Source organism: Desulfacinum infernum DSM 9756 (genome assembly GCF_900129305.1).
GTDB lineage: Bacteria > Desulfobacterota > Syntrophobacteria > Syntrophobacterales > DSM-9756 > Desulfacinum > Desulfacinum infernum.
The window spans coordinates 1-21,738 of record NZ_FQVB01000026.1 but is presented as its reverse complement, the minus strand read 5'-3'; the positions used below and the strand labels follow the sequence as shown (position 1 = coordinate 21,738).

The following is a 21,738-nucleotide window of genomic DNA, read 5'->3' as shown; positions in this document are numbered from 1 at the left end:
TGCTCCCAGTTCTTTTGGGGAATGTGGATCTCAGCGAAACAGATCCAGATATTGTGGGTACCCTTCCTTCTCCAGGTCCCTGGCGGGAATGAATTGCAGGGCTGCGGAATTGATGCAATAGCGAAGGCCCGTGGGAGGCGGGCCGTCCGCAAAAACATGGCCCAGATGGGAATCCCCCAGGCGGCTTCTGACTTCCGTCCTCGTCATAAAGAGCGATCGATCCTCGTGTTCCACGATGTTTTCCGGTTCCAGGGGGCGTGTGAAGCTGGGCCACCCCGTTCCGGAATCGAACTTGTCCAGGGAGCTGAAGAGAGGCTCGCCGGAAACCACGTCCACATAGATCCCGGGTTCCTTGTTGTCCCAATATTCATTCCGAAAAGGGGGTTCCGTGCCGTTTTCCCGGGTCACCTTGTATTGCATGGGGGTGAGTGTACGTCTGAGTTCTGCGTCCGACGGTCTGGAATAGGGGGACGGGTGACTTCCTCGGGAAGCGGGTTTGGGTTCCTCCTTCCACGCCTTTTTGAGGAAGCTGTCCCGGCCCGAGTGGAACCGATAGAACCGGTAGCGAAGCGGGGACTTTTTGTAATAGTCCTGATGGTATTCCTCCGCCTCGTAGAACCGCTCCAACGGCAGAATCTCCGTCACGACGGGTTTGGAGAAACGCCCGGAACGCTCCAGTTCTTCCTTGCTTTCCAAGGCCAGCCGTTTCTGTTCTTCCGTATGATAGAAGATGGCTGTGCGATACTGGTTCCCACGGTCCACGAACTGCCCTCCGGGGTCGGTGGGGTCCACGTGGCGCCAGAAATAATCGAGAAGCTCCCGGTAGGTGACCTTCCGAGGGTCGTAGACCACCTGCACCGCCTCCAGATGACCGGTCCCCCCGGACGAGACCTCTTCGTAGGATGGATCCTCTGTGTGACCGCCGGCGTAACCGGAGACCGCCTCCATCACGCCCTCCAGTTTTTCAAAGTCGGCCTCCACGCACCAGAAACAACCGCCGGCAAAGGTGGCCCGTTCACGTTCCTTCTTCTCTTCCGCCATGACACTGTCTCCTGTCCGGACCCAGCCGGTTCCAATCCCCGCCGCAAAGACCGCGAGAAAGATCCAGAGTCTTCCCAATGTCCTCATTTTCACCGCACGCTCCTTCGCTCTTCTGCGCCGCCGTTCGGGAAGAGGCGGAGAAGGGCTCCTGTCGTTTGACGATCTTCATTGATTATAAGCATGGACGGAAAGGAACGCACGGGAGGGGGACTTGTAGTGAAGCCGAAACGGGGGGCCCGGGTTTTCGGCCCCGGAGGCCCCGTCTCAGCTTTTCTTGCTTGTTTGGGCGATGAACAGGGAGACGAGCTGTTTGACCTGTTCGTTCCGGCACTGAGGACAGTGGACCGGCACCTTTCCGTGTTCGGAGAGGCTCTGGAAGACGGCGAATTCATGGCCGCACGACTGGCACTGATATTCGTAGGTCGGCATGGCACCCTCCTTTCCGATATGGGTGGATGGTTCGCTCTTTGCCGGATCCCGGTGGTTTGGTTATTTTTTAACATCCCGTTTCACCTGCAGCCAACCCGTGAGGTAAAAACCCATGACTCCGCTGGACAGGATACACGTTTCGCTGCCTCCGCCCCGCCTGGACGGCGCGGTATCCCTGGAGGCGGCCTTGGGAAGGCGCCGCTCCGTCAGGGCCTTTGCATCCTCCCCTCTTTCACTCCATGTCCTTTCCCAGCTTCTGTGGGCGGCGCAAGGCGTGACGTCCCGGCGCGGGTTCCGCACGGCCCCGTCCGCGGGAGCCCTTTACCCTCTGGAAACCCACGTGGTGGCGGGCGCCGTGGAGGACTTGCCCGACGGGGTCCACCGTTACCTGCCCAACGAGCATGGTCTGGTCGTCGGCAAAAGCGGGGATCTTCGAGGGGAGTTGTGCCGAGAGGCGTTGCACCAGCGCTTTGTGGAAAAGGCCCCGGTGAGCGTCGTCTTTTCCGCGGTGTACGATCGCATCACCGGCCGCTACGGACGCAGGGGGGTCCGCTACGCCCATCTGGAGGCCGGGCATGCGGCTCAGAATCTCTGCCTGCAGGCCGTGGCCCTGGGTCTGGGGAGCGTCGTGGTCGGTGCCTTTCAGGATGAAGGCGTGCGTCGCGTGCTGGGGCTGGGGGAGGAAGAAGTGCCTCTGTATATCGTACCGGTGGGCCGGCCGCTACGTTCGTGAAGACGCCAAAGGGCTCGAGGGGGTCAGCAGCAGCCCGAATCCAGGCTGCAGCAGGAATCGCCTTTTCGTCCCAGCGCCGAATTGATCACCGCCTGGGCGCATCCCACTCCCGTCTGGACCCAAATGGCCTCGGCGGGGCAGTTGCGGGCGCAGGCGCCGCATTCCATGCACGCATCCCGCTCGGTGATGCGGGCTTTGCCGTTTTCCTGGACGAAGACTCCGTGGGGACAAACAATGGAACACATGCCGCACCCCACGCAGCGCGACGCTTCGTACCGGAGGGTGACGACGTCTTTCAGATAGACCAAGTTGGGGCCCATCCTCTTGCTCCCTAGCTCCATTTCACGATACCCATCGGGCCGCCAGCCACAGACCCACGAAGGCTGCAAACCCCGCGATCTCCATCGGCACGGCCCACCGCATCTCCTTCTTGACCCCCGAAAGGGACGTGTAGGTGGAAGAGCCGGTGAAATTCATGCCCAGGTAGGCGGCCACGGAAACGACTCCGAAAATCCACGACAAGGCGTCCAGGGCTCCGGAAGCGCGCCCCGGCCCCAGGGGCCACAGGAGAGCCGTCAGAAAGATCCCCGCGCAGACGCCCTTGGTGGTAAAGGCCCGCCCCGGCAGCCAGGGCAAGAGGAGCGGGGTGAGGACCGCACCGGCGAAGACCCCGGCCGCCATGGCCGTGACCGGCCCCAGGCCGGCCGCGACGGCTGCTGCCGCAAAGGGGCCGCTCCCCAGGACGCCGCCCACCCCGAAGAAGATCACCGCCGCCAGCGCCAGCCACTTGAAGGTGTGCACCAGTTCCACGGGAACGAGGACCATTCGGTCAACCGGGCCGAATCGCTTGCGGCGCATTTCCGGAGAGGCCTTGAAGCCGGCATCCAGAAACGCCGGAAGATCCCGCGCCTCCACGGGGCCGTACAGAGCCTTGAAGCCGCAGAGGGACTTGACCTTGTGGGCGGCCACCCCCGGAGCGCTCAGCTGCGGCAGGATGAGCCGACGGTGACTCACCACCTTGTCCAGACCGCTGGCCCGGACCCGGAAGGCCAGCTCGTCGGTCCCGAAGGTTCCCTTGCCCGCCGCACACCACACATTGATTCCCTTGGTGTCCAGAACCAGGATCCAGGCGGACCGGCCCGGCAGGGCGGATCGCAGGCGGTCGAAGCTCAGCTTGTAGTTGGCCGTCACCAGCACCGGATCGTCCGGTCCCGGCTGGCCCAGGGCGTACAGGCCCGGATCCACCGTGTAGTGCATGCGGCCGATGCCCCAGCGGGCCTTGATGGCCCCCCACCGGTCCCGGCCCGTGAGTCGGCTGGAAATCCGGGGAAGGGTCCCCGCGGGCGTTTCCACCCGGCCGATGACGAACGGCTGGTCCAATCGGGGCGGACTCGCCTGAGCCGCGGAAGAAGGACATCAGCCGCCGGGCCTGGCGGGCTCGCACGACGAGGGCTGCGCCAAAGGCAGGCTCTGACGGGTTTGTTCACCTTGCATAAAGGCCTTTTGGTTCATGGAGAAGTCCTCTCATCGGATCCTAAAAACTTATTGACGTGTAAGACCTAATCTGAGCGATTTTTTCTTCGGGTGTCTCTTACGCCGCGTGATTAGCGGGCGGGGATAAACCCCGCCCCTACCCAATGGGTCCGGGGCTTTTTGTAGGGGCGGGCTTTACGCCCGCCCTTCAGGACCTGTCCATGAGAAAGAACCATCCAATTCAGGTAAGAATATACAGGGCCCGGCCGCCTATCAAGTGGGTTCTCCGTCGGGGCGCGGCGCGCGGCTGAGAAAACAGAGGGCGGCCAGGCTTCCCACGATGGAAACAAGCGCAATGGGCTGGAGGGCCCCGAAGTGTTCCCACAGGGCCGGGCCCACCATCGCCCCCAGGACTCTTCCCGCCACCAGCAGGCTGTAGTTGGCGGCCAGCCATTTTCCCCTTTCGGCGGGTGCCAGTTGGGAAATGTAGGGAAAGGAACTCACCACGGAGAATTCAAAGAAGTAGGCCATGGCCATGAGGCTCGCCAGGGCCAGCACCAGGGTGTCGGCCACGAAGGAAAGAAGCAGGTAGCTGACGGCCGTTCCCACAATGCCGATATAGAGACCCCTTCGTTTGCCCAGGCGGTCCACCAGGAGGGCCACGCTGATTTCCGCGCTGAATTCCATGAGGCCGAGCAGGGTGGAGAAGAGACCCAGCGACTGGACGCTCAGGCCGAACCGGCTTTCCATCCAGGCCCCATAGACGATCATGACGTTTTCATTGCCGAAAAGGATGCAGAAGGTGACCGCCAGGGCCAGCCAGATCCTCCGAGGAGGCACTCCGGGGGGGGGGCTGTGGGAGCCGGAGATTTCGGAAGAGGCGGGTGTGGGCTCTTCCCCGGACGGTGCATCGGGCAGGCGAAAGGTGGCCGCAAAAAGAACGGCTCCGAGCACCAGAAGGAGCAGGTACGGGGAGTCCCATCCCCATCGGGCGATGAGCAGGCCGCTCAGGGGAATGCCCAGAAACCAGCTGGCGGACCAGGAAGATTCCACCAGGCCCAGGGCGCGGGCCCGATGCCGGTAGGGCACGTGGGCGCTCACGTAGGACTGCACGGACGGGTTGTAGACGGCCGTGGCCAACCCCATCACCACGAAGCCGACGAAGACGATCCAGTAGTTTTGAAAGGCGGTGACCAGAAAACAGCTGACCAGAAGAAAGGCGATTCCCAGAAGGAGGCCGGCCTTGTACCCGCGCTTTTCGGCGAAAATCCCGAAAGCGATCCCCGAAAGGCCGACGAAGGAGCGGGCGGCCACCATGAACCCGGCCTGCTCCAGACTGATGCCCAGACCTCGGGCCATGGCGGGCAGGAAGGGATAGGCCACCCGGAAGCTCATATTGAGCACGATGCGGCTGAGGATGAGAAGGAGCCAGGTGCGGCCCCGCATGCCCAAAAACACTTTCTCCGTCCTGGTCCGGGGAACGATGCGAATCCACAAGACAAACCAGGAACACATACTCCGAATCGGAGGTCGACACAAGCGGTTCCTGTGGGAAGGCGGGAATTCGGGAAAGGGGGCGGGCTTTACGCCCGCCCATGAGAAAGGACGTATATGAAACGCGACCTCGTTCCGTTCGTGCGCGCGGCGTGTAGGGGCGAATATTCATTCGCCCCTATCAGGGGCCTGCTTCCCAAAGGTGCGTTTCATCCTTCGTTGTCACGGGGCTCCCCGTGATGGGGGGCCTGTGAAAGAGAACCGCGAATGAACGCCAATAGACGGAAATGAGCTTTTTCTTTTGTAGGAGAAGCCGTAAATTCCCGGGCCTTTGGAACGGAAAAGCCGTTTTCGGACACGCTGCTAGCTCCAGTGGCCCTCCACGTTGGGACCGGCACTTTCCGGGTATTTCCCCCGTTTGAAATTTTCCACCGCCTCGCGAACCGTCCCGGACACCCCCGTGTAAACCGGTACGCCGGCGGCTCGAAGGGTCTGAAAGGCCTTGGGGCCGCAATGGCCCGTGAGGACCGCGTCGGGCTTATGGCGGGATACGGCGGCTGCGGCCTGAATACCCGCCCCTTGAGGCGCCTGAAGGTTCTGGGTGTTGGGGATGACTTGGCAGTCGAAAGATTCCGTATCGATGATGAGAAAATAGGGTGCCCGTCCGAAGCGGGCGTCCACCGGGCTGTCCACATCCTTTCCCGAACTGCTGACGGCGACTTTCATGGTTTTCCTCTCCCTTCAGTGATCACAGACGTTGGCGCCGGTCACCAGGGTCCCCTGGAGATAGCTGTTCACCAGGGTGGCGGGATCCAGAGGGGGAGCTCCCGTGATGACGCGGACCCCCCGTTCCTGGAAGAGGCCGATGGCCCGTTGCCCCATGCCGCCCGCGATCACCAGGCTCACTCCCAGCTCGGAAATCCAGCGGGGAAGCACGCCGGGTTCGTGGGGAGGCGGTGTCAGCTCTTCCAGGCTTACGATACGGCCCTCCTGCACGCGCACAACGGCGAAACGTTCGCAATGTCCGAAGTGGTTGCAAAGCAGTCCGTTGGCCGTGGGAACGGCCACCTTGAAGCTCTCCTTTTCCATGGGCGGAACCTCCTTTTGATCCTTGTAGGCCGTCTCTTCGGTTTTTTCTTCGGGCAAAGGCGGGGAACACCTCTCCTGGACCGTGGATAGAAGCTGGTCGAGTTTCTCCAGGAAAGAACTTGGCGTATCGGAGTTACCCAGCAGGGGGGTGCCGCTGTCTCCCGCCTCCACCACGCTCGGTTCGAAGGGCAGAGAGCCCAGGAAGGGAACGTTCATGCGCTCAGCCGTTCTCTTGCCGCCTTCGGAACCGAAGAGGGGGATGCTCTCGCCGCAATGGGGGCACACGAGACCGTTCATGTTTTCCACCAGCCCCAGGATGGGCAGGTGGACCTTCCTGCAGAAATTGATGGACTTTCTCACATCGCTCAAAGCCACTTCCTGGGGGGTCGTAACGATGACAGCGTGGGCGTCCGGGATGACCTGCGCCACGCTCAAGGGCTCGTCCCCAGTCCCCGGCGGACAGTCGATGACCAGGTAGTCCAGATCCCCCCATTGAACCTCCGAAACGAACTGGCGGATGACTCCGTGCTTGACGGGACCGCGCCAAATAACGGCCGAATCCGGGTCTTCCAGAAGGCATTGGATGGAAACCACTTCCAGGTTTTCATGGAGCTTGTGCGGGACCAGATTTTTCTCCTCGTCCACTTGGAACATTCCCGAAATGCCCAGGATATTGGGGATGCTGGGACCGTGCAGGTCCGCATCCAGAAGCCCCACCCGATGGCCCCTTTGGGAAAGCCCCAGGGCCAGATAGGCGGCCACGCTGCTCTTGCCCACACCGCCCTTGCCGCTCATGACCAGAAGCTTGTGCCGAATTCGTCGCAGCTGGTCTTTCAACCGGCGGTCCTCACCGCCTTCCTCTCTTTGGGTTTCCTCTGCATGTGATGCGCATGTACGTGAACCACACGATGTGCCCATGATCTCCTCTCCTTTTCCATTGGAAGCTGGAACTCTATTGCCGAAAGAAGGACGCCGGTTTGGAAAAGGCCTCCTCCGGAACGGAGGATTAGTCAATTTCCGTGCCGGGCGCCGGAAAAGGGCTTTCCGTCTGGGGATGGTTGGAAAAAGGGAGACGGGCGAAGGGGTTCTCTGCCAAGGAGCGGGCGGAGTGGGGGCAAAATGCACCCTTAGTCCCGGACCGATGGGTTCATTCCGTTTCCGGACGGGTCCATGGCTTCCAGACCGTAGCGGCGGATCTTGCGCCGCAGGGTGTTCTTGTCGATGCCCAGCTGGCGAGCCGTGGCCATGCGTTTCCAGTGGTTGCGTTCCAGGGCTTCCCAGATGGCGCGCTTTTCGATCTCCTGGAGCGTCCAGCCGTGGATCGGCTGAAAGCAGGGCACGTCCTTGGCCAGGTGTTCGGGAAGATGTTCCGGGCGGATCCATCCGTTGCGGCACAAGATGAAGGCGTGCTCGATGGCGTTTTCCAGCTCCCGGATGTTGCCCGGCCAGTCGTGGCGCATGAAGATATGGAGGGCTTCCTGGCTGAGACCCCGGATCTTCTTTCCCTGCAGCCGGTTGAACCGCTCGACGAAGTGCTCCACCAGCAGGGGAATGTCTTCCCGCCGCTCCGCCAGAGGCGGCAGCCACAGCTTGACCACGTTAATCCGGTAGTAGAGGTCCTTGCGGAAGATGCCCTCTTCCACCAGCTGGTTGAGGTCCTTGTTGGAGGCGGCGATGATCCGCACGTCGGCCTTGAGGCTCTTGGAGGATCCCAGGGGTTCGTACACCTTTTCTTCCAGAACCCGCAGGAGGCGCACCTGAAGGGCGGGCGACACGTCGCCGATTTCATCCAGAAACAGGGTGCCGCCCTGCGCCATGGCGAACCGGCCGGCCCGGCTTTTCTTGGCGTCCGTGAACGCCCCCGCCACGTGGCCGAAAAGTTCCGATTCCAGGAGGGTGTCGGGCAGGGCCCCGCAGTTGACGGCCACGAATGGCCCCTTGGCCCGCCGGCTCATGGAATGAAGCGTGCGGGCCAGGACCTCCTTTCCGGTGCCGCTTTCCCCCTGGATGAGCACGGTGCTCTCGCTCTGGGCGATCTCCGGAAGAATCGAAAAAAGCTTCTGCATGGCGGGAGCTTTGGAAAGGATGTCGCCGAATCGGTACTTCTTGTGGATCTCCTGGCGCAACTTCTCCACCACGGTGAGATCCCGAAACGTTTCCACCCCTCCCACGGTGCGGCCTTGATCGTCTTTCAAAAGAGCCGTGCTGACACTGATGGGAACTTCCCGGTTGGAGGCGTTCAGGATCGCCACGGGGCGGTCCACCACGGGTCGTCCCGTTTCCATGGTGTGGCGGAGCACGCAGGCCGTCTCGCACACACTGGCCCGGAAGACTTCGCAGCACGGCCGGCCCAGCGCCTCCTCCGCAGGGATTCCCGTGATCCTTTCCGCCGCACGGTTGAAGAAGGTGATGCGGAAGTCGGCGTCCACCGTGAAGACCCCGTCGGTGATGCTGTCCAGGATGGTCCGCGTCCATTCCGGAGCCGGCATGCCCGGCTCCGGCATCCTTGCGTCTCGGGGACCTCCAGGCGAACAGGCGGCCTTGTCCATGGGATCCATCCTGCTGGGTTTCAATGTTCTAATTTCCGTCTATTCGCGTTCATTCACGGTTCTCTTTCACGTGAACCCCCATCACGGGGAGCCCGTGAAAGCGAAGGACGAAACGCACCTTTGAAAAGCAGGTCCCTGTAGGGACGAATGATTATTCGCCCCTACAGGGCCCGCGCACGAACAGAGAAAGGTCGGCTTTCATGTAGGTCCGGGAGGGCGTAAAGGGCGGGGTTTCTCCCCGCCCGCTCATCCATCCAAGGGGCGTATCGTTCTTCTCCGTCCAACTTCCGTGTGCGACGGGATCGCGGGGACATGGATTCCCGGGCTCTCCGGCCCCTCAGCAACCGTCGAAGACCCACTCACAGACGGCTTCCCATATCCTCTGCATCTCTTTCAAAGCCGGTGTTTCACCGTAATCGACCAGGCTCCGAGCGTCAACTTGGGCGCGGGTGACCAGGGGATCGAAGGGGATGCGGCCCAAGAACCGGGCTCCCGACTCCACAGCGATCTCCGCGATCCGCTCCGCCTCCTCCCTGTGGAGATCCGCCTTGTTGACGCAAACCGCCGCCGGAACCTTGAAGTGCCGGGTCAGTTCCAGAACCCTTTCCATGTCGTGGCGCCCGGAAAGGGTGGGTTCGGACACCACCAGCACCGCGTCTGCATTGCCGATGGAGGCGATCACGGGGCACCCCACCCCGGGAGGTCCGTCAGTGAGGATCCTCTCCAGCCCTTGTTCTTCCGCCACGCGCCGGGCTTCGCTCCGGACCAGAGACACGAGCTTTCCGGAATTTTCTTCGGCAATTCCCAGCCGGGCGTGGACCATGGGCCCGTGGGGCGTCCGGGAAACGAACCATTCGCCGCACGTCTTCTCCGGACAGTTGACGGCCTCCATGGGACACAGGCGCGCACAGACTCCGCAGCCTTCGCACAGGAGCGGCTCCACTCGAAAGCGTTCGCTGATGGCTCCAAAACGGCACCAGTCGAGACAATGGCCGCATTCGGTGCACTTGTCCTGATTGATGACGGCTTCATGGCCCGCGACGAAGGGATGGCGCTCCACGATCTCGGGGTGAACCACCAGATGAAGATCCGCCGCGTCCACATCCGCATCGCACAGAACCATTTTCCGCGCCAAGGCGGCGAAAACGGCCACCAGGCTCGTCTTTCCAGTGCCCCCTTTGCCGCTCAAGACGACCAATTCCTTCATGCCGCAGGCTCCTTCCGGGCGGCCGGTCCATGAGACCGCACGATCTCCACGATTCTTCCATAGAGGTGGTCCATGTGCTCTTTCCATTGGGGGAGCACTTCCACCAGGAGATTCCCGCGGGCATAGGCCTCGGCCGCCCTTCGGTCGAAGGGCACCTCCAGGAGGATCGGGATGTCCTGTCTCCGCGCGAAGTCATGGACCCGTCGATCTCCGATGTCGCACCGGTTGATCACCAGCCCCATGGGCAGGTCCAGTTTCCGCACCACCCCCACCGCCAGTTCCAGGTCGTTCAGGCCGAAGGGGGTGGGTTCCGTAACCAGCAGGGCGAAGTCCGTTCCCCACAGGCTGGTCACCACGGGACACGAGGTGCCGGGCGGTGCATCGATGATGGTGAGATCGCCGTCCGGCGCATGCTCTTCCCGCACCTTGCGGATCAGGGGCGGCGCCATGGCCTCGCCCACCCGAAGGCGCCCTTCCACAAAGGTCACAAGCCCCCGCCAGCCCCGACGCACTTCTCCCACCAATCGCTTGGACCAGCGGATGGCGTCTTCTTCGCAAACCAGCGCACAGCCCCCGCAGCTGTGGCACAGTTCCGGAAAGGTCATGGCGATCTCCGGGAGGATCGCGATGGCATTGAACTGACAAATCTCCTGGCAGGCGCCGCAGAGGTTGCATCGTTCCGCGTCGATCTCGGGAACGTCCACATGGAACGGCTCCGATCCGGTCCAGCGCGGATGGAGAAAAAGGTGGGCGTTGGGCTGTTCCACGTCGCAATCCAGAAGGGTCACGGGCCGTTCCAGAGCGACGGCCAGATTGCACGCCACGGTGGTCTTGCCCGTCCCCCCTTTGCCGCTGGCCACGGCGATGATCATGCGTTTCCTCCTCGAACCATGGACGTGCCGCATTTCGGGCATGGGGTCTGCGCGCAGGGGATGCCCCGCTGGTGTTCCGCCTTGGCTCCACACTTGGGACACACGCAGGTGCCGGCCGCTCCACCTCCGCCGCGTCCGACTCCCTGGCCGCCTCCTTTCCCTTGACCTCCGCGTCCTTGGCCTCGTCCCTGTCCCCCGCCGCACCGTCCGGATCCTCTTCCGCTTCCAAATGACATGATGTCTCCTTTCGTCCAGGGTTCCACCGCCGTGGGGCCGGCCTTTCGATAGCGTCTGGGGGCGCGACACCCGGGCAGCCAGAACCGGGCCTGGTCCAGATTTCCCTTGTCGTAGGCCTCGAGGACTTCTTCAACGTCCCCCGCCACCCCGTGGATGATGCGAATCCCCAACCCTTGAGCGTAATGGAGAAGTTCTGGACTCAGGGCGCCGCAGATGAGCGTCTGGACTCCCTGGGCCCTCAGTCTCGCCAGCCGCTCATAGGGCCGAGAATCCGCCATTTCCATGAGCTCGAAGCCGGAAGTTCCGGCCCCGCTCACCACCAGGATGCGGGTGCTCCAGTCCAACACCGGGGCCACCCTCCCTCGCAGAACGGCTATCGCCACCATGGCCCGCCTCCTTGTCGACCTTCATGGGGCATTCTTCGTGCCAGGACGGACGATTGGACCCTTCGGACGGAGAGGTTGCGCCGGCAACCGGTGAAAAACGGCAGGGTTAAGACCGGAAAGAAAAGACGCCGCCCAGGGGTTTTCGGGGGGAGGGGTGGGAGGATCAGACGCCGGTTGGGTTCAAAATGCACCCGCCCGGGAACCCCCTTTCACCGGGGAGGCTCCGCGGGTGGGGGGAGGGGAAACGATTACTTGTCTGACTTGTAGCTTTCCTGGAAGACTTGAGGGTTCACGTTTCCCGAGTCCGGACCGCCGCATTCGGGAATGTAGCAGGTGACATCGATGAATTCGCACTTTTCCTTGCAGGACGGACAGGTCTCCGGCGGGGTCACGGCGTCCAAGGTGTTGCCGCACTTGTTGCATTTCCAAACGGTCATTTTCTCCTCCTTGAATGATGGAAGCTCTCTCCAAACAGCAACCAGCTGACTCACATCTTACCTTAACCATCAGACAGCCTAGAGCCAACGCCCGAAAACTGAGGATTGAAGGATTAAGGATTAGAGGATTAAAGCGTCGGAAAAGGGTGAAAAAAGCATCACGCATCACGGCTCACGGATTACGGATCACGCATCACGGATCACGTCACCAGCAGGCTCGAACAGGTGAGGCCCGCCTCGGCCTTTCGCAACTCGGAGATGTCCACGGTTTCCACGGAAAAGCCGGCATCCCTCAGCATCTTTTCCGTTCGGGGAAACCCCTCGGCCACCAGAACCGATCGGTTGAGCCGCAGGACGTTGGCCGCTTCGGCTTCTTCTTTGGGCACTTCCAGGACGCGAAAGCCGTGGAAGGGTTCCATGTCGATCCACTCAGGATAGGCCACCAGGGTGTCCTCGTCGGCGGCCGTGACGGCGGTCTTCAGGTGGAGGCAGCCGTGGACCGATACCGCCTTCACCTGGTATCCGTACGGAGTCAGCAGGGCCCGGAGTTGCTCCAGCCCGTCCAGGTTGGTCCGGGAGGAAAGCCCCACAAACAGGGTCTTTCCCACGCGCAGGACGTCCCCGCCGTCCAGGGTGCCGGCTGCGCGGATTTCCGCCACGGGGCGGTATCGTTCCAGCACCGGGCGGATGCCGGGCACCTCCTTTCTTCGCGAGGGTGCTCCGGGCCGGCACAGGACGGCGATTTCGTCCAGCACCACGGCGGTGTCTTCCACGAAGACGGAATCCGGGAGATCGAGGTTGACGGTGAGTTCCACCACGGTGAAACCGTGGCGGCGCAAGGCATCCTGGTAGGCGGCGTGCTGGCGGCGCGCCAAGTCCAGATCCAGCGGCTCCCTGGGCCGGTGGGTCAGTTCACATCGGTGGATGTGGGGAGATACCCCATGCGTCACGGCAATCATCTCGGCTTACTCCTCGTGCAATTCATCTATCAGCCCATTCCCTGGCCAAAGCGTTCACCTAACGGTCATGACTCTCCTTGCGTCACCCCGCATGGATGAAATAGTGGGCCGGGGCAAGGGCTTTCTGTGGGAGCGCCGCAAGGCGCGACCGTCTTTGCGTGATCGCGCGGCTGTTGAATGGCCGCCCACCCTTATCGCGGCTTTCGCCGCTCCCACACACCAGTCTTTCACATTTGCGTCTATTTGCGTTCATTCGCGGTTCTCTTTCACGTTAAACGGGGCGATTTTTTCGTTGTATTCTTCTTGTCTCCTCGCGATGAGAGGGCGGTGATAAACCCCGTCCCTACTCAACAGGTCCATCCGCCTTCGTGGGGGCGGGCGTTACGCCCGCCCGCCGGAACAGATCGCCCACGGCCCTGCGCGTGTTCAACCGTCGGCCATGGAAAAAGGGAGGCGGAATCCCCCCATCCCCCGCCACCCGAACCCCATCACCCGTCACTCGTCACCCATCACTCATCACGGGCATCCTACACGAACCGCTTGCCTCTTTCCATGGGGAGGTCTATGGTCTATCCTCCTTTGGGCCTTCATGCGGAAACGGGAATTTTGCACCAGTGAAGGACACCGGGCAGCCGGTCTCGGAGCGCGAGGAGAATGGTCGGCACGGCGATCAATGTGGCAACGGTGGTGACGGGGGGGCTCATCGGCACCTTCCTGGGGGCGCGGCTTCCGGAAAACACCCAGCGGTCCGTGATGCACGGCTTGGGACTTCTGACCCTGGTCATCGGCATCCAGATGGCCATGAAGACGGAAAACGTTCTCATCATCCTGGGAGCCATCCTGGTGGGCGTCATCGTCGGGGAGGGGCTGCAGCTTCAGGCGGGGCTGGAACGGTTCGGCAACCGGCTGCAAACCCTCTTCAAGGCCGGGCCGCATTCCACGGTGAGCGAAGGTTTCGTGACCGCCAGCCTGGTCTTTTGCGTGGGCCCCATGGCCATCCTGGGATCGCTCCAGGACGGCCTGTCGGGTGACTTCAAGCTTCTGGCCATCAAATCCATGCTGGACGGCTTTGCCGCCGTCGCCTTCTCGGCCAGCCTGGGCTGGGGGGTGCTGCTGTCGGCGGGGAGCATCCTCCTGTATCAGGGAAGCATCACGCTTTTGGCGTCCGGCCTGGACAAGGTCCTCACTCCGGAAATGATCACGGAAATATCCGCCGCCGGCGGACTGCTCATCGCCGCCATAGGACTCAAGCTCTTGAACGTGAAGGATATCCGCATCGCCAACTTCCTGCCGGCCCTGGCCGTGGCTCCGGCCATCGTGGCTCTCCTGCCTTTGCTCAAGGCCTGGTGGCCCTATTGACCCCGGGACCGGCACCGAAACGCCCAGGAGTCTTTCCATGAAGTGGACCGACTTTCCCGAATCCATCCGTTCCTACGTGTTGCCGGAAACGGCCGGCCGCTATGTCTATCGCTGTCTGGGCTGCCGGGCGACCTTCGGGGTGGAGAAGCTCCTCTACACCTGCCCGGAATGCGCCAGCGTGCTCATGATCCAGGACGAGGACTGGGATCGGCTGAAGGCCGTCTCCGGTCCCACGTGGCGCCGGATTTTCGATTATCGGGCCATGACCACCGAACCGGCCCTCAAGGGCATCTACCGCTTCCATGAACTCTTGGGCTCGATCCTGCCGCTGGACGCCGTGATCTATCTGGGCGAAGGCCACACGCCCGTGGTTCAGGCCAACGGGCGCATGCGGGACTGGACGGGTCGCCCCTTCTTTTTCAAAAACGACGGGCAAAACCCCAGCGCATCCTTCAAGGACCGGGGCATGGCCAGCGCCTTCAGCTACCTCAACTATCTCATCAAGACCCAAAAGCTGTCGCAGGTGCTGGCCGTTTGCGCCTCCACGGGAGACACGTCGGCGGCCGCGGCCCTGTACGCTTCCTACCTGGTGGACGGGGTGACTTCCGCCGTGCTCCTGCCCCACGGCAAGGTGACCCCGCAGCAACTGAGTCAGCCGCTGGGAAGCGGCGCGCGGGTCATCGAGATCCCCGGGGTTTTCGACGACTGCATGAAGATCGTGGAATACCTGGCGGAACGTTACCCGGTGGCGCTCATGAATTCCAAGAACGCTTGGCGCATTCTGGGGCAGGAATCCTACAGCTACGAGATCGCCCAGGCCTTCGACTACGACGTGTCCGATCTGGTGGTGACGGTTCCCATCGGCAATGCGGGCAACATCACGGCGGTCATGGCGGGGTTCCTCAAACTGCACGACCTGGGGATCATCACGCAGCTGCCTTGGATCCTGGGCGTTCAGTCCCACCACGCCGATCCGGTCTATCGCTACTACCTGGAATCGGATCCGCAAAAGCGGGTCTTTCAGCCGGTGACGGTCCAGCCCAGCGTGGCCCAGGCGGCCATGATCGGCAACCCGGTCAGCATGCCCCGGGTGATGCAGCTGGTGGAGCAGTTCCGATCCATAGGCGGGGAAAAGGCGGTCCAGGTGGTCCAGGTGACGGAGCAGGAGATCATGGACGCCATGCTCCTGGCCAACCGAAACGGACACATCGCCTGCACCCAGGGTGGCGAATGCCTGGCGGGATTCCGCCGCGCCGTCTCGGACGGCAACATCCCGGACGGCAAGGTGGGGGTCCTGGACGCTACGGCCCATGCCCTCAAGTTCGCCGTTTTTCAGGAAAAGTACTTCGAGGATCGATTCGAGCCCGAATTCGGGGTGGTGCCCAAGGAGGAGCTCCGGAATCGCCCGGTGCTGGTGCGCCCTCCCCAGGGAGTGCCGTGTCCCGTGCCGGGAACCGCCATGGATCCCCAGTCCTTCCGATCCTTCGTGACCGCCACGGGCGACGCCGTGGCCGAACTGCTGGGGCTTCGCCGGTAGGAGCGTCCGGCGCCGGACTCGATCCGGCCGGCGGGGAGGGGTGCTGTGCCGGCCGGATCAGCGCAGCACCAGCACCGACGTTCGGCAGGTGCTCACGAAATGCCCGATGGAATCGGTCTTCTTCTGGAAGAGGCGCGAGAGGAGGGATTTCTTCCCCAGCCAGAGGGCCAGGAGTCCCTCGGTGACCTGGGAGGAAATGAACTGTTGGAACTCGTCGATCTCGCTGAATCGGATGTTGGTGGGCACCCCCTTGCCCTTGTAATAGTCGTAAACGGCGTTGAGCCACGGAAAGACTTCCCTTTTGATGCCTCCTCCCTTGGTGAGGCCCACCACGTCCAGTTCGGCGCCGGTGATGGAGGCCATCTGGTTGACCATCTCCAGGGCGTCCTGGGTCACGTCGCTGTCGTCCAGGCACATGAAGAGCTTGCGGATGGGGGCCGCCTCCTTCACCAAAAGCACGGACACACCGGCTCCGTCCACCACCTTTTGGGGAACCGCGGGCTCGTCCTGCCACAGGCATTGGTCCCCTCCCGTGCAACCCATCACGATCAGGCTGCAGCCTTCCTCCTTCCTTTCGCGGTCTTAAGCCCACATCGGGTTGTGGGGGTGAATCATGGTTCGCCCCCACAAGCGGAACCACGGCTTCCATTTCCTGCGATCAACTATAAGGTGCAAGGAACGGACCGGGACATCCCCCGCCGGATCTTTTGCCGGGGTTGATAAGGCGACTCCGGTGAGGCACAATCGAAGACGCCGAACAGAGGCAACCCATGAGGCCGGAGTCCCTTTTCAAGCATGCTTTTCCCCGGCGGCGATGAAAAGGTTTTTGGGAAGTCTTTCAAACGGAGACGGATAAGGATGAATCGGACAAGCTGTGGGCCGGTCGATGGACAAGGCGGATGCGGGAGGACGTCGGCATCGCCTTCCAGCGGGCACGGGGCCGTGCGGACACGGCCGGGCATCGTCCCGTACAAGGGGATCTTTCCCACGTTGGGAGACGATGTCTATGTGGCTCCGGGGGCCTGGATCGTGGGCGACGTTGAGATCGGCGACCGGTCCAGCGTGTGGTTCAACACGGTGATCCGGGGCGACGTGAACATCGTCCGGATCGGCCGGGAAACCAACATCCAGGATAACGCCACCCTCCATGTGACCGGAAAGAAATACCCGCTTTTTATCGGGGATCGGGTGACCATCGGCCATCGGGCCGTGGTGCACGGCTGCGTGGTGGAAGACGAATGCCTCATCGGCATGGGAGCCATCGTCCTGGACGGGGCCCGGGTGGGGAAGGGCTCCATCGTAGCCGCCGGTGCGGTGGTGAGCCCCGGTGCGGAGGTGCCTCCCGGCTCGGTGGTGATGGGGGTCCCCGCGGAGGTCAAGAAATACCTGGACGAGGAGGAAAAGGAGCGGCTCCGGGTCACGGCGGAGCACTACGTGGGCATGGCCCGGCGCTACCTGGAGGCGGAGGCCCAGGAGGAGACGATCCGCGTCAGAGGATTCCTTCGCTGAAGTTGGACCCATAGAGGCGGGCGTAAGATTCCAACGCCCCCTCAATCTTTCGTTCGGCGGCCTCCAGATCGTCCACCGATTGGAACCGGGATCCCAGCGCCTTGAGAATGCGGTCGTAGGGCGAGGGGCGCCGCCCCCAATGGTCGTAGGGGATGCGGATCTCCCGGTAGGTTTCCCCCTCGAAGAGGTATTTTCCAAACCGGTTGGTTCCCGGAGGCCGGAAAGGCCAGTCCAGCTTCCATCGCCACAGGGATTGGGTCGCTTTTCGAATCTCCGGCATCTGAAGCGACGAAGGGCGCACCCCTTCGCCGATCCTGTCGGAAAGGGCTTGATAGACTCCTTTCACCAGGTCGATGTCCGTGACCACCAGCCCGTAGAGATACCAGTCGTCGATGGATTCCACCACGAAGCGCTGCTCGTCTTCCGAAAGATAGTAGTAGCTCAGGCAAAAATGCCCGTCGCACAACTCCTTGCCGTAAAACGAGACGCTGCGAAGATCCGTGCCCCCGTTAGTTGCGGGATGGAGAAGGCATCCCACGCGGCGCCGCTCCGAATCCAGGAAGCCCACGAACTCGCAGTTGAAGACCGTCTGGAACCGCCTGGCCAGGCCGTTGTCCAGCGGTCGGTAGCAGTCGCTGTGGCAACGGAGGTCTTCCCGGTCCTTGTCTTCCTGCAAAAGGACGGTATTTCGAAGGAGCCTTTCAGAAACGGCTCTCCGGGAATTGTCCTTGAAATTGTAAATGCCGCAGCAGGCGGCGCACGACTTTCCTGCGTCGGGCTGGCATAAATGGATGGGGAACGCGGGGCGGGGGGGCGCTGAGCTTGCTACTCTTTCCAGTTCCATGATTCCGTCGGTTGAACCTTGAGCGGGGTTTGCCCGTCCGGTGGGGTCGGGGAAAGAACGCCCAGCCGGATCAATTCTTCCAGGCCGGCGGACAGGGCTTCGTCCGAGCCCGTCCACTGATTCCGCACATTTTCCAGCGTGGCCGCCTTCCCCTCGTCCATCAGCGCGCAGATGAGGATGTAGAGGGACGTGGCTTCCACGCCGGCCTTCAGTTGGAAGATGGCCCGATCCATTTGCATGCAAAACTCCTTCCGGTTCCGTATCGGCGGCGCCCACCATAGCAACCGAACCGGTATCCGTCAATTGCGGCCGGGCACCCTTTATGCTTAAATGCGCAATAGAAACGGATGTTCGCCAACGCAATGACAAGGGGGTTCCATGCCGGGAAGAAGAGAAGGTGACCGTTTGGTCTTCGAAGAAAAGGAGTTCCGGGAGCAGCTGGACCGGAAGCTCCACAGCGTGGCGGAACTGATCACCAACATGAGCATGAGTCTTGCGGTGGTGAGCTTCGCCCTACTGTGCCTTTACTTTCAAGTCCCCACTTACGTTTATCTGTTCGCCTTCCTGATTCCCTTTCTTCTGCGGAACCTGGCGGGTCAGTGGATACGGGGGTGGCTGGACCGGGAATTCGAGATGTTGAGGAATCCCCAGGGATGAAGGGGATCTGCGGACCGCAGGGTAAAGGAGGAGTCGTGGCCGACAAGAGTGCGTTGAGTTGGGAGGAATGGAAAGAGGAGCTGGAACGGGCGTGGGCGGAGATCCCCAAGCCCTTTCAATCGCCCGCGACGGTGAGGCGAACCCTTCAGTGCCACCTTTTTGCGTGCCTTCGAGGGGCGGGGTACCAGGTCCTTGCCGACTACATGCCCCCGCGCGTCGCGGACCGCCCGGTGGATCTCCTGGTTTTGGACGGGGAGGGAAAGATCGCGGGCGCCGTCTGCTTCGACGAGGTGGTGACCCTCTATGCCGTCAAGAGCCTCACGTCCTTTGATTCGCCCCGAAAAGTGATTTTCACGGTGGGGCGGCTCAAAAAAAAGGTGGAGGAAAGCCGCTTTTTCCTGAAGGAGGGCGTGGAGCACGTGCACCTGGAGGCCCAGGGCCTCCAGGGCCCGTGACGGGCACGGCGACAGCCATTGTGCATTATGTAACAATCTAAAAACAGTTGAGAATTCCCCTTGACACCCCTCTGGACCCTGGCGTATATGCAAAGGGGAAGGTGGCAAAGGTGAAGCTGCAACTCAAGCAAGAAAGGAGGTGCATTCAACACGTAAGAAAGGAGGTGTGAAGAAAACAAGTCTTTTTTGAACCGTGCAACCAACCTCGGCTTCTCTTTCGGCGATCGTCCCCTGCGACGACGGAATGCGGCTTCCGCAGTCTCCCGTGGGCATCCAAAGGCTTTTTCTCATCTTGATCGGTTCCACAGCAGGCGTACTTCTCGCGCTGATTTCCCTACGTACTACCGAGTACCACCGGCAGTAAAGGCGTCGTCCGGCTTTCATCAACAACAACTACCGATTTCGAGCATTATTTCAGACATTTCAAGTTAGCTCCCATCGGCCATGAGGGCGTTTCTTCGGGGCAGTGGACTCTTCTTTCATTTCCCGAAGAACGTATGTTCGGAATTTCAGACGTGGGAGGATCGGTTATGGCAAGTGCTCAACAGGCAGTGGACAAGGTTCCGAGCAAGGCCTGGCAGGTGGTCTTCGCTGGAACGACCATCAATTTGTGCCTGGGCTGTCTGTACGCCTGGAGCGTGTGGGTCAAGTACCTTACGGACAAGGAATACATGTTGAGCCAGGGTTGGACTCCGCTCACGGCGGAACAGGCTTCCAACCCGGCGTCCTTGTGTATCCTGGTCTTTGCCCTCCTCATGATCCCCGGCGGCCGCATCCAGGATAAGTACGGTCCCAAGTTGGCGGCTTCCATCGGCGGCATCGCCATCGGCTTGGGCCTGATCGTGGCGGGGGCCATGAAGAGCTACGCGGGCATCCTGCTGGGGTTCGGCATCGGCGGCGGCATCGGCATGGGCATCGGCTACGCGGCGCCCACCCCTGCGGCCCTCAAGTGGTTCGGCCCCCACAAGCGCGGCCTCATCGCCGGTCTGGTGGTGAGCGGCTACGGTCTCGCCGCCTTTTATGTGGCCCCGGTGGCCAAGTGGCTGATCACCAGCTACAGCATGAGCGCCTCGTTCTACGTGCTGGGTGTGGCGTACCTGGTCGTGATCCTGGTGGCGGCTCAATTGTTGGCTTGGCCGGAACCGGGCTATGTGCCTCCGCAACCGCCTGCCACGGCGGCAACGGCGGCCCGCGCTGCGGCTCAAACCCGGGCGGACTGGACGGCCGGCGAAATGGTCAAGACGTGGCAGTTCTACGCCTTGGTGATCATGTTCTGCATCAACACCCAGGCGGGCCTTCTGCTCATCGGCCATGTGGCCAAGATGATCTCGGGTATCATGGCGGCGGGGTACCTGCTGGTTTCCTGGGGCGCCATCTTCAACTCGGTGGGTCGTATCGGAACGGGTATCATCTCCGATAAGATCGGCCGAACCAACGGTTTGATCGTGAACTACATCGCCGCCGCGGTGGTCATGTTCCTGCTGCCGTACCTCTTTGCGTTGAAGAACATCCCGCTTCTGTTCCTGGCCTGCGCCATCGGTTTCTGGTGTTACGGAGGCGGTCTCTCCCTCTTTCCCAGCTTCACCGCCGACTTCTACGGGCCCAAGAACCTGGGTTTCAACTACGGCCTGGTGTTCATCGGCTGGGGTCTGGGAGCTTTCATGCCCAAGCTGGCAGGCCGCATTTACGACAAGTACCAATCCTATGATTACGCGTTCTATATTGCAGGGATTCTGCTCATCGTGGGAATCGTCCTGGCCCTGGTGACCAAGCGGCCTCGCTACTCCACCGAGTGAGGGCGCCCCATCCCATGATCGAGCGGTGAGGTGCAACACGAAGGAGCGGGAAGCGCATCTTCCCGCTCCTTTTCTATTGGGAACCGCGAATGAACGCGAATGGACGACAAGGGGCACGAATGGAGTGTGGGGGTGGTGAGGCCCACTGTGCGGGAAGGCCCGTGATCGCAAGGTTTGGAAAAGGGCGACCATGGCGTTGATGTCCGGAACGGTACTTCTCATCGGCTGCGACCCGGAGGAGGATCGAATCCTTTCCGACCTGGTCCTGCGGGAAGAGGGCGATCTTGCCGTGGAACGGGTGGCCACGGTGGCCGACGTCCTGCGATGCGCTCCGGAAGACGTCCGTCTGGTGGTCCTGAACCCAAGTTTGTCACTTTTGTGTGTAAGTTACTGATTTTGTTGTAGAGTGTTTTCAAATTCTACACTACAAATTTTTCATTCGATGGTGGTCAGCCTCCTTAATGGTCGTACCGGCAGCCCGAGAGCATTGTAAATTTTCACGTGAACCGGTTCCGGCTCGGACGTGTGTCGTATGTGAATGACCTGCCCTTTGTCATTGACCATGCTGGTGGTCACCCGCACCTGGCCACTCAGATGCGTTCGCAAGGTGGCCCAGTGGTGACGAATTCCGCTTTCGCGAAGCGTCCTCTGGATGACGCACAGCAGATGGTAAGC

The 21,738-nt window shown here is 61.7% G+C and carries 24 protein-coding genes and 1 pseudogene; 8 read left to right on the top strand and 17 right to left on the bottom strand.

Annotated features, from left to right (window positions below; all coding sequences use genetic code 11):
- Positions 1–30 precede the first annotated feature (30 nt).
- Positions 31–1,128 (bottom strand): peptide-methionine (R)-S-oxide reductase MsrB, encoded by a 1,098-nt coding sequence (gene msrB, locus BUB04_RS12870; RefSeq protein WP_073040151.1) that lies wholly within the window; start codon positions 1,126–1,128, stop codon positions 31–33.
- A gap of 177 nt (positions 1,129–1,305) precedes the next feature.
- Positions 1,306–1,470 carry an FmdB family zinc ribbon protein gene (locus tag BUB04_RS12865; protein ID WP_073040149.1) on the bottom strand — a complete coding sequence of 55 codons (165 nt, stop codon included), beginning with the start codon at positions 1,468–1,470 and terminating at the stop codon, positions 1,306–1,308.
- Between the two features lie 112 nt (positions 1,471–1,582).
- Here BUB04_RS12865 and BUB04_RS12860 point away from each other — a divergent pair, with 112 nt between their 5' ends.
- Positions 1,583–2,203, top strand: coding sequence for a SagB/ThcOx family dehydrogenase (locus tag BUB04_RS12860; protein ID WP_073040148.1), 621 nt, complete (start codon positions 1,583–1,585; stop codon positions 2,201–2,203).
- Between the two features lie 23 nt (positions 2,204–2,226).
- On the opposite strand, the gene hgcB is transcribed toward BUB04_RS12860, so the two are convergent.
- From hgcB to BUB04_RS12795, 11 genes are all read right to left on the bottom strand, one after another.
- The gene (hgcB, locus tag BUB04_RS12855; RefSeq protein WP_073040146.1) at positions 2,227–2,523 is read right to left on the bottom strand and encodes a mercury methylation ferredoxin HgcB; all 297 of its coding nucleotides are present in this window, start codon (positions 2,521–2,523) and stop codon (positions 2,227–2,229) included.
- A gap of 22 nt (positions 2,524–2,545) precedes the next feature.
- Positions 2,546–3,715 carry a mercury methylation corrinoid protein HgcA gene (gene hgcA, locus BUB04_RS12850; protein WP_264175410.1) on the bottom strand — a complete coding sequence of 390 codons (1,170 nt, stop codon included), beginning with the start codon at positions 3,713–3,715 and terminating at the stop codon, positions 2,546–2,548.
- A 234-nt stretch (positions 3,716–3,949) separates the two neighbouring features.
- Positions 3,950–5,134 carry an MFS transporter gene (locus BUB04_RS12845; protein ID WP_178371986.1) on the bottom strand — a complete coding sequence of 395 codons (1,185 nt, stop codon included), beginning with the start codon at positions 5,132–5,134 and terminating at the stop codon, positions 3,950–3,952.
- Positions 5,135–5,533: 399 nt separating this feature from the next.
- Positions 5,534–5,896 (bottom strand): NifB/NifX family molybdenum-iron cluster-binding protein, encoded by a 363-nt coding sequence (locus BUB04_RS12840; protein WP_073040142.1) that lies wholly within the window; start codon positions 5,894–5,896, stop codon positions 5,534–5,536.
- A gap of 15 nt (positions 5,897–5,911) precedes the next feature.
- The gene (locus BUB04_RS12835) at positions 5,912–7,096 is read right to left on the bottom strand and encodes an iron-sulfur cluster carrier protein MrpORP (protein WP_073040140.1); all 1,185 of its coding nucleotides are present in this window, start codon (positions 7,094–7,096) and stop codon (positions 5,912–5,914) included.
- A gap of 290 nt (positions 7,097–7,386) precedes the next feature.
- Positions 7,387–8,748, bottom strand: a complete 1,362-nt coding sequence (locus BUB04_RS12830) for a sigma-54 interaction domain-containing protein (protein WP_073040138.1) — start codon at positions 8,746–8,748, stop codon at positions 7,387–7,389.
- Positions 8,749–9,145: 397 nt separating this feature from the next.
- Positions 9,146–10,015 carry an ATP-binding protein gene (locus tag BUB04_RS12820; protein ID WP_073040135.1) on the bottom strand — a complete coding sequence of 290 codons (870 nt, stop codon included), beginning with the start codon at positions 10,013–10,015 and terminating at the stop codon, positions 9,146–9,148.
- Positions 10,012–10,887, bottom strand: coding sequence for an ATP-binding protein (locus tag BUB04_RS12815; RefSeq protein WP_073040133.1), 876 nt, complete (start codon positions 10,885–10,887; stop codon positions 10,012–10,014). Before BUB04_RS12815 ends, BUB04_RS12820 begins: the two co-directional genes overlap by 4 nt.
- Positions 10,884–11,510: a NifB/NifX family molybdenum-iron cluster-binding protein gene (locus BUB04_RS18815; protein WP_084076469.1), complete on the bottom strand. Its 627-nt coding sequence runs from the start codon at positions 11,508–11,510 to the stop codon at positions 10,884–10,886. The genes BUB04_RS12815 and BUB04_RS18815 overlap by 4 nt, the downstream gene beginning before the upstream one ends.
- Positions 11,511–11,758: 248 nt before the next feature.
- Positions 11,759–11,947 (bottom strand): rubredoxin-like domain-containing protein, encoded by a 189-nt coding sequence (locus BUB04_RS12800; protein ID WP_073040131.1) that lies wholly within the window; start codon positions 11,945–11,947, stop codon positions 11,759–11,761.
- Between the two features lie 200 nt (positions 11,948–12,147).
- Positions 12,148–12,906 carry a dimethylarginine dimethylaminohydrolase family protein gene (locus BUB04_RS12795; RefSeq protein ID WP_073040129.1) on the bottom strand — a complete coding sequence of 253 codons (759 nt, stop codon included), beginning with the start codon at positions 12,904–12,906 and terminating at the stop codon, positions 12,148–12,150.
- A 654-nt stretch (positions 12,907–13,560) separates the two neighbouring features.
- Here BUB04_RS12795 and BUB04_RS12790 point away from each other — a divergent pair.
- Both BUB04_RS12790 and thrC read left to right on the top strand, forming a co-directional pair.
- Positions 13,561–14,265 carry a DUF554 domain-containing protein gene (locus tag BUB04_RS12790; protein WP_073040127.1) on the top strand — a complete coding sequence of 235 codons (705 nt, stop codon included), beginning with the start codon at positions 13,561–13,563 and terminating at the stop codon, positions 14,263–14,265.
- Positions 14,266–14,302: 37 nt separating this feature from the next.
- Positions 14,303–15,802: a threonine synthase gene (gene thrC / locus BUB04_RS12785; RefSeq protein ID WP_073040125.1), complete on the top strand. Its 1,500-nt coding sequence runs from the start codon at positions 14,303–14,305 to the stop codon at positions 15,800–15,802.
- A gap of 57 nt (positions 15,803–15,859) precedes the next feature.
- On the opposite strand, the gene BUB04_RS12780 is transcribed toward thrC, so the two are convergent.
- Complete coding sequence (locus tag BUB04_RS12780) at positions 15,860–16,348, bottom strand: hypothetical protein (RefSeq protein ID WP_143156478.1); 489 nt, start codon at positions 16,346–16,348, stop codon at positions 15,860–15,862.
- Between the two features lie 312 nt (positions 16,349–16,660).
- Between BUB04_RS12780 and BUB04_RS12775 the strand changes: the two genes are divergently transcribed.
- Positions 16,661–17,311, top strand: a complete 651-nt coding sequence (locus BUB04_RS12775) for a gamma carbonic anhydrase family protein (RefSeq protein WP_084076468.1) — start codon at positions 16,661–16,663, stop codon at positions 17,309–17,311.
- On the opposite strand, the gene BUB04_RS12770 is transcribed toward BUB04_RS12775, so the two are convergent.
- Together BUB04_RS12770 and BUB04_RS12765 are read right to left on the bottom strand one after the other, a co-directional pair.
- The gene (locus BUB04_RS12770; protein ID WP_073040119.1) at positions 17,292–18,155 is read right to left on the bottom strand and encodes a hypothetical protein; all 864 of its coding nucleotides are present in this window, start codon (positions 18,153–18,155) and stop codon (positions 17,292–17,294) included. The genes BUB04_RS12775 and BUB04_RS12770 overlap by 20 nt on opposite strands.
- Positions 18,137–18,394, bottom strand: coding sequence for a hypothetical protein (locus BUB04_RS12765; protein ID WP_073040117.1), 258 nt, complete (start codon positions 18,392–18,394; stop codon positions 18,137–18,139). Before BUB04_RS12765 ends, BUB04_RS12770 begins: the two co-directional genes overlap by 19 nt.
- A gap of 139 nt (positions 18,395–18,533) precedes the next feature.
- On the opposite strand from BUB04_RS12765, the gene BUB04_RS12760 reads away from it, so the two are divergent.
- The 4 genes from BUB04_RS12760 (at position 18,534) to BUB04_RS12745 (ending at position 21,457) form a co-directional block, all read left to right on the top strand.
- Complete coding sequence (locus tag BUB04_RS12760; protein WP_073040115.1) at positions 18,534–18,812, top strand: hypothetical protein; 279 nt, start codon at positions 18,534–18,536, stop codon at positions 18,810–18,812.
- Between the two features lie 35 nt (positions 18,813–18,847).
- Positions 18,848–19,267, top strand: coding sequence for a hypothetical protein (locus BUB04_RS12755; protein ID WP_143156477.1), 420 nt, complete (start codon positions 18,848–18,850; stop codon positions 19,265–19,267).
- 530 nt (positions 19,268–19,797) lie between these two features.
- Positions 19,798–21,063 (top strand): L-lactate MFS transporter, encoded by a 1,266-nt coding sequence (locus BUB04_RS12750; RefSeq protein WP_073040111.1) that lies wholly within the window; start codon positions 19,798–19,800, stop codon positions 21,061–21,063.
- A 190-nt stretch (positions 21,064–21,253) separates the two neighbouring features.
- Positions 21,254–21,457 (top strand): hypothetical protein, encoded by a 204-nt coding sequence (locus tag BUB04_RS12745; protein ID WP_073040109.1) that lies wholly within the window; start codon positions 21,254–21,256, stop codon positions 21,455–21,457.
- A 41-nt stretch (positions 21,458–21,498) separates the two neighbouring features.
- Here BUB04_RS12745 and BUB04_RS19380 read toward each other — a convergent pair.
- Positions 21,499–21,738: pseudogene (locus BUB04_RS19380) on the bottom strand (IS1634 family transposase); the annotation flags it as partial.

Excerpts from the sequence above, each read along its gene's own strand:
- BUB04_RS12760 (WP_073040115.1), top strand. The coding sequence starts at position 18,534 with ATGCCGGGAAGAAGAGAAGGTGACCGTTTGGTCTTCGAAGAAAAGGAG.
- BUB04_RS12860 (WP_073040148.1), top strand. The coding sequence starts at position 1,583 with ATGACTCCGCTGGACAGGATACACGTTTCGCTGCCTCCGCCCCGCCTG.
- BUB04_RS12865 (WP_073040149.1), bottom strand. The coding sequence starts at position 1,470 with ATGCCGACCTACGAATATCAGTGCCAGTCGTGCGGCCATGAATTCGCC.
- BUB04_RS12795 (WP_073040129.1), bottom strand. The coding sequence starts at position 12,906 with ATGATTGCCGTGACGCATGGGGTATCTCCCCACATCCACCGATGTGAA.
- hgcB (WP_073040146.1), bottom strand. The coding sequence starts at position 2,523 with ATGGGCCCCAACTTGGTCTATCTGAAAGACGTCGTCACCCTCCGGTAC.
- BUB04_RS12745 (WP_073040109.1), top strand. The coding sequence starts at position 21,254 with ATGGCGTTGATGTCCGGAACGGTACTTCTCATCGGCTGCGACCCGGAG.
- thrC (WP_073040125.1), top strand. The coding sequence starts at position 14,303 with ATGAAGTGGACCGACTTTCCCGAATCCATCCGTTCCTACGTGTTGCCG.
- BUB04_RS12750 (WP_073040111.1), top strand. The coding sequence starts at position 19,798 with ATGGCAAGTGCTCAACAGGCAGTGGACAAGGTTCCGAGCAAGGCCTGG.
- BUB04_RS18815 (WP_084076469.1), bottom strand. The coding sequence starts at position 11,510 with ATGGTGGCGATAGCCGTTCTGCGAGGGAGGGTGGCCCCGGTGTTGGAC.
- BUB04_RS12770 (WP_073040119.1), bottom strand. The coding sequence starts at position 18,155 with ATGGAACTGGAAAGAGTAGCAAGCTCAGCGCCCCCCCGCCCCGCGTTC.
- msrB (WP_073040151.1), bottom strand. The coding sequence starts at position 1,128 with ATGAGGACATTGGGAAGACTCTGGATCTTTCTCGCGGTCTTTGCGGCG.
- BUB04_RS12815 (WP_073040133.1), bottom strand. The coding sequence starts at position 10,887 with ATGATCATCGCCGTGGCCAGCGGCAAAGGGGGGACGGGCAAGACCACC.
- BUB04_RS12775 (WP_084076468.1), top strand. The coding sequence starts at position 16,661 with ATGAATCGGACAAGCTGTGGGCCGGTCGATGGACAAGGCGGATGCGGG.
- BUB04_RS12830 (WP_073040138.1), bottom strand. The coding sequence starts at position 8,748 with ATGCCGGCTCCGGAATGGACGCGGACCATCCTGGACAGCATCACCGAC.
- BUB04_RS12765 (WP_073040117.1), bottom strand. The coding sequence starts at position 18,394 with ATGCAAATGGATCGGGCCATCTTCCAACTGAAGGCCGGCGTGGAAGCC.
- BUB04_RS12790 (WP_073040127.1), top strand. The coding sequence starts at position 13,561 with ATGGTCGGCACGGCGATCAATGTGGCAACGGTGGTGACGGGGGGGCTC.
- BUB04_RS12840 (WP_073040142.1), bottom strand. The coding sequence starts at position 5,896 with ATGAAAGTCGCCGTCAGCAGTTCGGGAAAGGATGTGGACAGCCCGGTG.
- BUB04_RS12800 (WP_073040131.1), bottom strand. The coding sequence starts at position 11,947 with ATGACCGTTTGGAAATGCAACAAGTGCGGCAACACCTTGGACGCCGTG.
- BUB04_RS12820 (WP_073040135.1), bottom strand. The coding sequence starts at position 10,015 with ATGAAGGAATTGGTCGTCTTGAGCGGCAAAGGGGGCACTGGAAAGACG.